Genomic DNA, 13,348 nt, shown 5'->3' on the forward strand with positions numbered 1-13,348 from the left:
GGTGTAAAAAAGAATGTTCAAATTCAATGAAGATGAAGAAAATTTAAAATGTTCTTTCTGTGGTAAAGATCAAGATCAAGTGAAAAAATTAGTCGCAGGAAGTGGCGTTTATATTTGTAATGAATGTATTGAATTGTGCTCAGAAATCGTTGAAGAAGAATTAGCACAAAATACGTCTGAAGGATTTACGGAATTACCAACTCCTAAAGAAATTATGGATCACCTCAATGAATATGTCATTGGTCAGGAAAAAGCCAAAAAATCATTAGCAGTTGCTGTATATAATCACTATAAGCGTATTCAACAATTAGGTCCAAATGAAGACGATGTTGAATTACAAAAAAGTAATATCGCATTAATTGGGCCAACTGGTAGCGGTAAAACATTATTAGCTCAAACACTAGCTAAAACACTAAATGTACCATTTGCAATTGCTGATGCTACAAGTTTAACTGAAGCAGGTTATGTAGGTGATGACGTAGAAAACATCTTATTACGTCTTATTCAAGCTGCTGATTTCGACATTGATAAAGCTGAAAAAGGTATTATATATGTCGATGAAATTGATAAAATTGCGCGTAAATCTGAAAATACTTCAATCACGCGCGACGTGTCTGGTGAAGGTGTACAACAAGCATTGCTTAAAATTTTAGAAGGTACAACTGCTAGTGTACCGCCACAAGGTGGTCGAAAGCATCCAAATCAAGAATTAATTCAAATTGATACGACAAACATATTATTTATCTTAGGTGGAGCTTTTGATGGTATCGATGAAGTCATTAAGAGACGCTTAGGAGAAAAAGTGATAGGATTTGCTAGTAATGAAGCAGATAAATATGATGAAGAAGCTTTACTGGAACAAATTCGTCCAGAGGATCTCCAATCATATGGATTAATTCCAGAATTTATTGGTCGTGTACCTATAGTTGCTAATCTTGAAACTTTAGATGTTGCTGCACTTAAAAATATTTTAACTCAACCTAAAAATGCGCTAGTTAAACAATACACTAAAATGCTAGAGTTAGATAATGTGGAATTAGAGTTTTCTGAAGAGGCTCTATCTGCTATAAGTGAAAAAGCAATCGAACGTAAAACTGGAGCGCGTGGATTACGTTCAATTATAGAAGAAGCATTAATTGACATCATGTATGATGTACCTTCTTCTGAAAATGTAAGTAAAGTAGTCATTACTGAACAAACGATTAATGAAGAAATTGAGCCTGAATTATATGATGATGAAGGAAATCTAATTAATAAGAATAAGACATCTGCTTAAAAAATTTGATTTAATACTGAGTCACGTGAATTGTGACTCAGTTTTTTTATATGTAAACATAGAAAAAAATGTTAAAGTTAATTATACAATAGTATAAGAAAGAGGAAGTTTATGAATATAAATCCAAATAATATCAACTTAATTATAAGTGCTGTTAAAAAAGCGCAGTACCCTGACACTGGTTTAATAGAAGTAGCGTTAAGTGGACGCTCAAATGTAGGTAAATCTACATTTATTAATAGTATGATTGGGCGCAAAAATATGGCGCGAACGTCACAACAACCTGGTAAGACACAGACATTGAATTTCTATAATATAGATGAACAACTTATTTTTGTTGATGTACCGGGATATGGATACGCTAAAGTAAGTAAAGTTCAACGAGAAAAATTTGGTAAAATGATTGAAGAATATATTACACAACGAGAGAATTTAAAACTTGTTATTCAACTTGTTGATTTAAGGCATCAACCTACTGAAGATGATGTGCTAATGTACAATTATCTTAAACATTTTGATATACCAACACTTGTAATATGTACTAAGGAAGATAAAATTGCTAAAGGAAAAGTACAAAAGCATATCAAAAGAATAAAAGACAAATTAGAATTAGAGCCTGGAGACAATATTATAAGCTATTCTTCAATTAAGAATAGTAAACAGCAAGAAATTTGGAACTTTATTGAAACATATATATAAATTTTTTCAATTAGAGAAATGTATTTTAACCACAATAAAAAAATGTCGTTATTTTGACAAAAAATTGAATGTAGATTATAATCTTTCTAATTTATTTAAGCATTCCACTTAAACATCTTTTTAAATGTGTTATACTTGTTTTATTGTTAGTATATGGAGGGCGTTATAAATGCATTTTGTTGCAATTAGCATAAATCATCGAACAGCTGATGTAACATTAAGAGAGCAAGTTGCTTTTAGAGATGATGCCTTACGATTAGCACATGAAGATTTATATGAAACTAAAGCAATTTTAGAAAATGTCATTTTATCTACATGTAATCGTACTGAAGTATACGCTATTGTTGATCAAGTTCATACAGGACGTTATTATATACAAAGATTTTTAGCGCGCTCTTTTGGATTTGAAGTAGATAATATTAAAGATATGTCGGAAGTTAAAGTGGGGGACGATGCAGTTGAACATTTATTGCGTGTCACTTCTGGCTTGGATTCAATTGTGCTTGGTGAAACACAAATTTTAGGACAAATGCGCGATGCATTTTTCTTAGCACAAAATGCTGGCACAACTGGAACGATTTTTAATCATCTATTTAAACAAGCGATTACTTTTGCTAAAAAAGCACACAGTGAAACAGATATTGCAGATAATGCTGTAAGTGTTTCTTATGCTGCTGTTGAATTAGCTAAAAAGGTATTTGGAAAATTAAAAAGTAAACATGCTGTCGTTATTGGAGCGGGGGAAATGGGTGAATTATCACTCTTAAATCTTTTAGGTTCTGGAATTTCAAGTGTAACAATTGTTAATCGGACATTGTCTAAAGCTAAAATTTTAGCCGAAAAACACAATGTTTCATATGATTCGCTTTCAGCATTACCATCTTTATTAGAAACTACAGATATAGTAATTAGTTCTACAAGTGCTAAAGACTATATCATTACTAATTCTATGGTGAAAACAATTTCAGAAACTAGAAAACTGGATTCATTAGTTCTGATTGATATTGCGGTTCCACGAGACATTGAACCAGGTATTGATGCAATTACAAATATTTTTAATTATGATGTTGATGATTTAAAAGATTTGGTAGATGCCAATTTAAGAGAACGTCAATTAGCTGCTGAAACTATTGCAGCACAAATACCTGAAGAGATTGATTCACACAATGAATGGGTTAATATGCTTGGCGTTGTACCTGTAATCAGAGCTTTACGTGAAAAAGCTATGAATATCCAAGCAGAAACTATGGAAAGTATTGATCGTAAATTGCCAGATCTCTCTGAAAGAGAACGTAAAGTCATTTCGAAACATACAAAAAGTATTATCAATCAAATGTTAAAAGATCCTATCAAACAGGCTAAGGAATTAAGTACTGATAAAAAAAGTAATGAAAAATTAGAGCTATTTCAAAACATATTTGATATTGAAGCCGAAGATCCTCGTGAAAGAGCAAAGTTAGAAAAAGAGAGTAGAGCAAAGGAAATCTTAGCGCATCGAATATTTAGTTTTGAATAAGCATATTAATTTGGTGATGATATGCAAGAAACCCTGTTAATTAGATTTCATGAAATCATATTAATGATTTATCTGTTTAGTATTATATGTTACTTTGTTGATTTCATTAATAAAAATTATAAGACTAGAACTGTAGGTTTTTATTCATTAGGGATTGTTTGGGTTTTACAAACAATCTCTTTGTCTATTTTTTTTATTCATACTAAACAAGTGCCACTAGGTTCTATATTTGACGTTTTTTTCTCTTTAACATGGATTATTATATCAATTTCGTTGATATTGAATTTGATTAAAGTAATGAATTTTTCCGTTTTCTTCCTTAATTTGATAGGATTTATTCTAATGACTTTAAATACATTTCAGCCTGAACATTATCAAACGCAAATTCAACAAGTTGCAGTAATTAATGAGTTATTACTTATTCATATAGCACTTGCAGTATTAAGTTATGCATTTTTTGCAATCGCATTTGTAAATTCATTACTCTATATTATTCAATATCGAAATTTAAAGGAGAAAAATTTCGATCAAAATTACTTTAGAATTGGTAGTGTTGCTACTTTAGAAACAATCGTTTTCTATTCTACACTTGTTGCATGGATTATCCTTATATTAAGTACAATTTTAGGTGCGCAATGGGGGATCTTTGCAGTCGGTAAAAGGATATTTATAGATCCAAAAGTAATATTTTCATCAATTATTACTTTATTATATGGTGTTTATATTTTGATTAGAATAAAAAAATGGATATCACAAAGAAATCTTATCTATTTTAACATTATATTATTTTGTTTGTGTATGATTAATCTATTCTTTTTAACTCATTTTAGGTAAGAAATAACCTGTTTTTCATATAAAAATCGGTATCTAGGAGGCATTTAACGTATGCGTAAATTAATTGTTGGGTCGCGAAGAAGTAAGTTAGCGCTAACACAAAGTCAACAATTTATTGATAAATTAAAATTTATCGATCCGTCTTTGGATATTGAAATAAAAGAAATTGTAACTAAAGGCGACAAAATTGTAGATAAACAATTATCCAAAGTTGGAGGTAAAGGACTTTTTGTTAAGGAAATTCAAAATGAATTATTTAACAAAGAGATAGATATGGCAATACATTCACTAAAGGATGTACCAAGTATAATTCCTGACGGTCTCACATTAGGATGTATTCCTGACAGAGAAATCCCTTTTGATGCCTATATAGCAAAAAATCATATTCCATTAGAAGAATTGTCTGAGGGTAGCATTGTAGGTACAAGTTCTTTACGTCGTGGCGCTCAAATTTTATCAAAATACCCACATTTAAAAATTAAGTGGATTCGTGGAAACATCGATACTCGATTAAAAAAATTAGAGACTGAAGATTACGATGCAATTATATTAGCCGCCGCTGGATTAAAACGCATGGGTTGGTCAGATAATATTGTTACGACTTATCTTGATAGAGATGTATTACTGCCTGCTATAGGTCAGGGTGCACTTGGTATTGAGTGTAGGAGTGATGACAAAGAACTTTTAGATTTACTAGCTAAAGTACACAATCATGATGTAGCACAATGTGTGACTGCTGAACGTACTTTTCTATCAGAAATGGATGGCAGCTGTCAGGTTCCTATAGGTGGATATGCAACAATTGTTCACGATAACCAAATTGAATTTACAGGACTGATTATGTCTCCAGATGGTAAGGAAAGATACGAACATACTACATTGGGTTCTGATCCTGTACAATTAGGTATAGAAGTGAGTCAAGTACTTAAAAAACAAGGTGCTTATGACATAATTAAAAAGTTAAATGAAGCAGAATAATACTAAACTCTATTATAGAGGTGAAACAAATTTATGAAACCAGTTATAGTTATGACGCAGACGAATGAAGTTCATAGTCATTTAGTTGATATTGTCCACAAGCCTTTTATCCAACTAAAACAACTTCATTTTAATGAAAAATTGCTTGATCATAGCTACGACTGGCTTATTTTTTCGTCTAAAAACGCAGTAAAATACTTTTATCCTTATTTAAAAAACGTTAAAGTTAAAAAGGTAGCTGTTATAGGTGATAAAACAGCTCAGTATTGCAATGAACTAGGTATTAGTGTCGACTTTGTGCCACGTGATTTTTCGCAAGAAGGCTTTTTGGACGAGTTTAAGATTAGAGAACAACATTTATTATTGCCCTCAAGTGAAAAAGCACGTCCAAAATTAGTTCAACAATTGAGCAAATATAATGAAATCGTTAAAATAGATTTATATAGACCAGTACCGAATTTTAAAAATATAAGTCAAGTTAAGGCACTTGTTAGAAAACATCAAATAGACGCAGTGACTTTTTCAAGTTCATCTGCAGTTGAATTTTATTTTAAAGAGGGCAATGTGCCTGAATTTGATCATTATTTTGCTATCGGTAAGCAAACTGCTAGGACCATTTTAAAATTCAATGCATCTGTAAAAGTGGCAAATAAACAAACATTAGATTCACTTGTTGATAAAATTATAGAAAGTAGGGAACAAAATGAAATTTGATAGACATAGAAGATTACGTTCATCTAAGACAATGCGTGATTTAGTAAGAGAAACTCATGTTAGAAAAGAAGATTTAATATATCCAATATTTGTAGTTGAGCAAGATGATATAAAAAGTGAAATTAAATCATTGCCAGGTGTATACCAAATTAGTTTAAATTTATTGCATGAAGAGATTAAAGAGGCATATGATTTAGGTATTAGAGCAATTATGTTCTTCGGTGTTCCAAATGAAAAAGATGACATCGGATCTGGTGCATATGATCATAATGGAGTTGTTCAAGAAGCGACACGAATATCCAAGAATTTATATAAGGATTTACTTATTGTGGCAGATACTTGTCTTTGTGAATACACAGATCACGGACACTGTGGCGTTATTGACGATCATACGCATGATGTAGACAATGATAAATCACTTCCATTACTTGTAAAAACAGCTATTTCTCAAGTTGAAGCTGGAGCTGACATCATTGCTCCAAGCAATATGATGGATGGTTTTGTTGCTGAAATTCGTGAAGGCCTTGATCAAGCGGGATATCAAAATATTCCTATCATGAGTTATGGTATTAAATATGCTTCAAGCTTTTTCGGTCCATTCAGAGATGCTGCAGATTCAGCACCTTCATCTGGGGATAGAAAAACCTATCAAATGGATCCTGCAAACCGTTTAGAAGCATTAAGAGAATTGGAAAGTGATCTTAAAGAAGGTTGTGATATGATGATAGTTAAACCATCTTTAAGTTATCTAGATATTATTAGAGATGTAAAAAATAATACGAACGTGCCAGTTGTAGCATACAATGTTAGTGGAGAATATAGTATGACAAAAGCAGCAGCGCTAAATGGTTGGATAGATGAAGAGAAAATTGTTATGGAACAAATGATATCTATGAAACGTGCAGGTGCTGATTTAATAATTACTTACTTTGCAAAAGATATCTGTCGTTATTTAGATAAATAGATGATAATTGTGGAGGTCATATGATGAGTTTTGAAAAATCTATTAAAGCAATGGAACATGCTGAGAAATTAATGCCTGGTGGTGTTAACAGTCCCGTAAGAGCATTTAAATCAGTAGACACACCAGCTATTTTTATGGATCATGGTGAAGGATCTAAAATATATGATATTGATGGAAATGAATACATTGATTATGTGCTAAGTTGGGGTCCATTAATTCTTGGACATAAAAATCAACAAGTTATATCCAAATTACATGAAGCAGTTGATAAAGGTACAAGCTTCGGCGCTTCAACACTTCAAGAAAATAAACTTGCTGAACTTGTGATTGACCGTGTACCTTCAATTGAAAAAGTAAGAATGGTTTCCTCAGGAACTGAAGCTACTTTAGACACACTTCGTTTAGCTAGGGGTTATACAGGACGTAATAAAATTATAAAATTTGAAGGGTGTTATCATGGACACAGTGATTCTTTACTGATTAAAGCAGGATCAGGTGTTGCAACACTAGGTTTACCTGATTCACCAGGCGTTCCTGAAGGTATTGCTAAAAATACTATCACGGTGCCATATAATGATTTAGATTCACTTAAATTAGCGTTCGATAAATATGGCGATGATATTGCTGGTGTTATTGTAGAACCGGTTGCTGGAAATATGGGTGTAGTGCCTCCAGTGAATGGATTTTTACAAGGTTTAAGAGATATTACTACTGAATATGGAGCATTACTTATATTTGATGAAGTGATGACTGGTTTCCGTGTAGGTTACAATTGTGCGCAAGGATACTTTGGTGTAACACCTGATTTAACTTGCTTAGGAAAAGTGATAGGTGGAGGTTTACCCGTTGGAGCTTTTGGTGGTAAAAAAGAAATTATGGATTACATTGCTCCTGTTGGGACTATTTATCAAGCCGGCACACTTTCAGGTAATCCTTTAGCAATGACTAGTGGTTATGAAACATTGAGTCAACTTACTCCTGAATCTTATGAGTATTTTAATTCTCTAGGAGATATACTTGAAAAAGGATTAAAAGAGGTATTTGCTAAGCACAATGTTCCAATCACAGTAAATCGCGCTGGTTCAATGATTGGTTACTTCTTAAATGAGGGGCCTGTAACAAATTTTGATGAAGCGAATAAAAGTGATTTAAAATTATTTAGTAACATGTATAGAGAAATGGCTAAGGAAGGTGTTTTCTTACCACCTTCACAATTTGAAGGAACATTTTTATCAACTGCACATACTAAAGATGATATTGAGAAAACTATTCAAGCATTTGATAATGCATTAAGTCGTATTGTGTGATAATTTTAAAATATAATTATTTAAATTAATTGAGTCTAGGGCAAAAATCAATGTCCTAGACTTTCTTAACTTATAAGTAGTTTATAACTGAATTGAAGATGCACTTATATCAAATTTTAAAGCTATTTTATGTCATCAATACAGAAAATTTCACTGAGAAATTCAACAGACAAAGCAAGTTGGGGTTCGATGGTGGACAAGGAATTTAAGATGCATTTTGTTCTACTCTTTTATTTAAATAAAGTTATAAAATTTTTTCGACTTACTTTTAACGAAAGTAGAGTGGTATTTTGAATCGGAATTTTATTAATAATTTAATCATATTATTAATTGCTATTATGTTAAGTCTATTATTAAAAATGTTACATGTGATTTTGCCATTTATGTTTGGACCAATATTAGCGGCGTTATTATGTGTAAAAGTATTAAAATTAAAAATTCGATGGCCATTTTGGTTAAGTCAAATCGGTTTAATATTACTTGGAGTTCAAATTGGCTCTACATTTACACAACAAGTGATTAAAGACATAAGTAAAAATTGGTCAACTATCGTTTTTGTCACTATCCTACTAATTTTATTAGCTTTGATAATTGCATTCTTTTTTAAGAAAATTGCACAAGTGAATTTAGAAACTGCAATTTTAAGTGTCATACCAGGTGCGCTAAGCCAAATGTTAGTGATGGCAGAAGAAAATAAGAAAGCAAATATATTAGTTGTGAGTTTAACACAGACATCACGTGTAATATTTGTTGTTATTTTAGTACCACTTATTTCGTATTTTTTTCAGGATAATCATCATGAAATGAATCATCCTACAATGGAAGTACCTGCACTTTCTCAGACTTTAAATATATGGCAAATAATCATCTTATTCTCAATGGTGGGTATCATCTATATAGGAATGTCAAAAATTAACTTCCCCACTAAACAATTATTAGCACCTATAATAGTTTTAATTATATGGAATATGACAACACATTTAACATTTTCACTAGATCATTGGTTGTTAGCCACAGCGCAACTTATTTATATGATACGTATTGGATTACAGATTGCCAACTTAATGAGTGATTTAAAGGGAAGAATTGCAATAGCAATAGCCTTTCAAAATATAATGCTCATAGTCACAACGTTTATAATGATAATAGGAATACATTTGATTACTAATGAATCCATCAATGAATTGTTTTTAGGAGCAGCACCAGGAGGTATGAGTCAAATAGTTTTAGTGGCTATGGCTACTGGAGCTGATGTAGCGATGATTTCAAGCTATCACATTTTTAGAATATTTTTTATATTATTTGTCATTGCGCCACTAATTGGTTATTTTATTAATATTAAATTAAATGAAAAATGATTTTAATGACCTGAGTTATACGTTTTTTAAATAAAACTTTGAAAATATTTGCGAGCAAATGTAATTATTTAAAAGTGAAATTTGGATAAATTAAACGTTGTAAACTTTTAGTATGTGTGAAAAAACTCATATTGTTTGAATACCCATAGCCCAACTTTTAGCTATGTTTCACCCATGATTTGGTTTAAATGGACATCCTTCAAGATGTGAGTCATACAATCCAGCAGCTTCTAAAAATGAGAACACGGTTACTGGACCTAAAAATTTAAAACCATATGCTTTTAAATCTTTTGATAATTGAGTAGCTCGTTGATCAACTTTTTTACGATCTCTAGGTTTTTTATAACCCATATTTATGGGTTGATGATTTACATAGGACCATAAAAATTTACTAAAACTACCATAGTCTTTTTCAATTTTTAAATATCCCTTCGCTTGGCTCACAATTGCTTCTAATTTTTTACGATTGTGAATAATGTTTGGGAATTTCATTAAATGATCAATATCCTTTTCAGTCATTTGTGCGATAAATTGAGGTTCAAAGTTGTAAAATGCCTGTTCATACGATTCCTTTTTCTTTAATATTGTCAACCATGATAAACCTGCATGTTGTGATTCAAGAGCCATTAGCTTAAATAATTCTTTGCTATCATAGATTGGTTGTCCCCAATAATAATCATGATACTCTAGATATGTGGGATCAGTTGTGTTAAAAGCACATTCGTTCATAAATTCATCTCCAATACATTGACTTATTTTAATATCCATTATAATATAAATGGGTAAAAGAATATATTATTTGGGAAGAGTAAGTTTATATCATTTTAAAGAGAGCATATGGTGGCTGTGAATATGTAAATGATTAAGTCTGAAGGTAGCCCTATTTTATAACTTCTATTGAAACATAGATGACAAGTAGATAGAAGCGTGTATGAGCGTTAATCAGAGACTTAAGTGCTTGAAGAAAAGAATGAATTATTTCTTCTTGAATATAGGTGGTACCACGGAACAGAACATCCGTCCTATTTTTTTATAGGATGGATGTTCTTTTATTTTTTAGGAGGTAGACATATGGAAATGAAACCAAAATATGATCCAAGAGAAGTTGAAAAGGGTCGTTATGAGGAATGGGTAAGTAATGGTTACTTTAAACCATCTGAAGATAAATCTAAAGAGGCATATACAATTGTAATTCCGCCCCCTAATGTTACAGGTAAATTACATTTAGGTCATGCATGGGATACTACATTACAAGATATAATAACTAGAATGAAAAGAATGCAAGGATACGATACTTTATATCTGCCTGGTATGGATCATGCTGGTATAGCAACTCAAGCAAAGGTTGAAGCAAAACTTAATGAACAAGGTATATCCAGACACGACTTAGGAAGAGAGAAATTTTTACAGCAAGCATGGGATTGGAAAGAAGAATATGCAACATTTATTAGACAACAATGGGCTAAACTTGGCTTAGGGTTAGATTATAGTAGAGAACGCTTTACGTTAGATGATGGTTTAAGTAAAGCTGTAAGAAAAGTATTTGTTGATTTATATAATAAAGGTATTATTTATCGTGGCGAAAGAATTATTAACTGGGATCCTAAAGCTAGAACAGCTTTATCAGATATTGAAGTCATTCATGAAGATGTCCAAGGTGCTTTTTATCATTTTAAATATCCTTATGCTGATGGGAATGGATATATAGAAATAGCTACTACACGTCCTGAGACTATGTTAGGTGACACTGCTATCGTTGTAAATCCAAATGACGAAAGATATAAAGATGTGATTGGTAAAACAGTTATATTACCTATTGTAGGAAGAGAGTTACCTATTTTAGCTGATGAATACGTTGATATTGAATTTGGTTCAGGAGCGATGAAAGTTACTCCGGCACATGACCCTAATGACTTTGAAATTGGTCAAAGACATCAATTAGAAAATATTATAGTCATGGATGAATATGGTAAGATGAACGAAAAAGCTGATAAATACAAAGGGATGGATAGATTTGATTGTAGAAATCAGCTTGTTAAAGACTTAAAAGAACAAGATCTTGTTATAAAAATTGAAGAACATACACATTCAGTTGGACATTCTGAACGTTCTGGTGCAATTGTAGAACCTTATTTGTCCACACAATGGTTTGTAAAAATGAAACCTTTGGCACAAAGAGCTTTGGATAATCAAAATACAAAAGATAGAATTGACTTTTTCCCAGGTAGATTTGAAAATACATTCAATCGCTGGATGGAAGAAATTAGAGATTGGACGATTTCACGTCAACTATGGTGGGGACACCAAATACCTGCTTGGTATCATAAAGACACAGGTGAAGTCTTTGTTGGTGAAGAAGCGCCTGAAGACATCGAGAATTGGATACAAGATGAGGATGTATTAGATACATGGTTCTCAAGTGCACTTTGGCCGTTTTCAACATTAGGATGGCCTGACACAAATGCTGATGATTTTAAACGATATTATCCGACAAATGCATTAGTTACTGGTTATGACATCATTTTCTTCTGGGTAGCCCGTATGATTTTCCAAGGATTAGAATTTACTGATAGAAGACCATTTAATGATGTATTACTCCACGGTTTAGTCAGAGCTGAAGATGGACGCAAAATGAGTAAATCATTAGGTAATGGTGTTGATCCGATGGATGTTATTGACGAGTATGGCGCTGACAGTCTACGTTACTTTTTAGCAACAGGATCTTCACCAGGTCATGACTTGAGATATTCTACTGAAAAAGTTGAATCAGTTTGGAATTTCATTAATAAAATATGGAATGCTGCGCGTTTTAGTTTAATGAATATTGGTGAAGATTTTAAAGTCGAAGATATAGACCTAAGTGGTAATTTGTCATTAGCAGATCAATGGATATTGACTAGATTAAATGAAACGATATCTACAGTAACCGAATTAAGTGACAAATACGAATTTGGTGAGGTAGGTCGTGCACTTTATAATTTCATTTGGGATGAGTTCTGTGACTGGTATATTGAAATGAGCAAGATACCTATGAATGGCGAGGACGAATCTCAAAAGCAAACGACGCGATCAGTACTTAGTTATGTTTTAGATAAAATAATGAAAATGTTACATCCATTTATGCCTTTTGTGACAGAAACAATTTGGCAAAGTCTTCCACACCATGGAGAAACAATTGTTAAAGCTAACTGGCCAACTGTTGATCAAGCATTAATCTTTAATGAAAGTAAACAAACAATGGAACAATTAGTTGAAATTATTAAGTCTGTCCGTCAATCAAGAGTTGAAGTTAATACACCGTTATCTAAAGCAATACCGATTTTAATTCAAACTAAAGATGAAAAGATTAAACAAACACTTATGGATAACATAAGTTACCTACACAAATTCTGTAATCCAAGTCAATTGACTATTGATACTGAGATTGAAATTCCAGAAAAAGCAATGACATCTGTAGTAGTTGCTGGTAAGGTAGTTCTGCCATTAGAAGGTCTTATTGATATGGACAAAGAAATTGCTCGACTTGAAAAAGAATTAGATAAATTACAAGGCGAGTTAGATAGAGTAGATAAAAAGTTATCCAATGAGAATTTTGTAAATAAAGCACCAGAAAAAATAATTAATGAAGAAAAAGAAAAACAACAACATTATCAAGAAAAATATAATGGTGTTAAATCAAGAATTGAACAACTAAAGGCATAG

The 13,348-nt window shown here is 31.8% G+C and carries 11 protein-coding genes and 1 other annotated feature; of the genes, 10 read left to right on the forward strand and 1 reads right to left on the reverse strand.

From position 1 onward, the window contains the following. Positions 1–13: 13 nt before the first annotated feature. The 9 genes from clpX to HMPREF2897_RS06415 all read left to right on the forward strand — a co-directional run bounded on the left by clpX (position 14) and on the right by HMPREF2897_RS06415 (position 9,646). On the forward strand, positions 14–1,276 hold the full coding sequence (gene clpX, locus HMPREF2897_RS06375) for an ATP-dependent Clp protease ATP-binding subunit ClpX (RefSeq protein WP_001830765.1): 1,263 nt from the start codon (positions 14–16) through the stop codon (positions 1,274–1,276). A 111-nt stretch (positions 1,277–1,387) separates the two neighbouring features. Then, positions 1,388–1,975, forward strand: coding sequence for a ribosome biogenesis GTP-binding protein YihA/YsxC (yihA, locus tag HMPREF2897_RS06380; RefSeq protein ID WP_002499844.1), 588 nt, complete (start codon positions 1,388–1,390; stop codon positions 1,973–1,975). 169 nt (positions 1,976–2,144) lie between these two features. Next, positions 2,145–3,491: a glutamyl-tRNA reductase gene (gene hemA, locus HMPREF2897_RS06385; protein ID WP_002499843.1), complete on the forward strand. Its 1,347-nt coding sequence runs from the start codon at positions 2,145–2,147 to the stop codon at positions 3,489–3,491. Between the two features lie 21 nt (positions 3,492–3,512). Next, positions 3,513–4,325: a cytochrome c biogenesis protein gene (gene ccsA, locus HMPREF2897_RS06390; RefSeq protein ID WP_002446640.1), complete on the forward strand. Its 813-nt coding sequence runs from the start codon at positions 3,513–3,515 to the stop codon at positions 4,323–4,325. Positions 4,326–4,376: 51 nt separating this feature from the next. Next, complete coding sequence (gene hemC, locus HMPREF2897_RS06395; RefSeq protein WP_002490133.1) at positions 4,377–5,303, forward strand: hydroxymethylbilane synthase; 927 nt, start codon at positions 4,377–4,379, stop codon at positions 5,301–5,303. Between the two features lie 33 nt (positions 5,304–5,336). Beyond that, positions 5,337–6,017 carry a uroporphyrinogen-III synthase gene (locus HMPREF2897_RS06400; RefSeq protein WP_002499842.1) on the forward strand — a complete coding sequence of 227 codons (681 nt, stop codon included), beginning with the start codon at positions 5,337–5,339 and terminating at the stop codon, positions 6,015–6,017. Beyond that, a complete protein-coding gene (hemB, locus tag HMPREF2897_RS06405) occupies positions 6,007–6,981 on the forward strand; it encodes a porphobilinogen synthase (protein WP_070592824.1) in 975 nt (324 codons plus the stop codon). The genes HMPREF2897_RS06400 and hemB overlap by 11 nt, the downstream gene beginning before the upstream one ends. A gap of 23 nt (positions 6,982–7,004) precedes the next feature. Next, positions 7,005–8,288, forward strand: a complete 1,284-nt coding sequence (gene hemL, locus HMPREF2897_RS06410; protein ID WP_002499841.1) for a glutamate-1-semialdehyde 2,1-aminomutase — start codon at positions 7,005–7,007, stop codon at positions 8,286–8,288. A gap of 290 nt (positions 8,289–8,578) precedes the next feature. Then, positions 8,579–9,646 carry an AbrB family transcriptional regulator gene (locus HMPREF2897_RS06415; protein ID WP_002499840.1) on the forward strand — a complete coding sequence of 356 codons (1,068 nt, stop codon included), beginning with the start codon at positions 8,579–8,581 and terminating at the stop codon, positions 9,644–9,646. Between the two features lie 168 nt (positions 9,647–9,814). Here HMPREF2897_RS06415 and HMPREF2897_RS06420 read toward each other — a convergent pair whose 3' ends face one another. Continuing rightward, a complete protein-coding gene (locus tag HMPREF2897_RS06420; protein ID WP_002457795.1) occupies positions 9,815–10,375 on the reverse strand; it encodes a DNA-3-methyladenine glycosylase I in 561 nt (186 codons plus the stop codon). 57 nt (positions 10,376–10,432) lie between these two features. Then, positions 10,433–10,674, forward strand: a binding site (T-box leader). Between the two features lie 43 nt (positions 10,675–10,717). Between HMPREF2897_RS06420 and HMPREF2897_RS06425 the strand changes: the two genes are divergently transcribed. Then, entirely contained in the window at positions 10,718–13,348 is a 2,631-nt protein-coding gene (locus HMPREF2897_RS06425) for a valine--tRNA ligase (RefSeq protein WP_002490142.1), read from the forward strand.

Source organism: Staphylococcus sp. HMSC065D05 (genome assembly GCF_001813195.1).
Taxonomy (GTDB): Bacteria; Bacillota; Bacilli; order Staphylococcales; family Staphylococcaceae; genus Staphylococcus; species Staphylococcus epidermidis.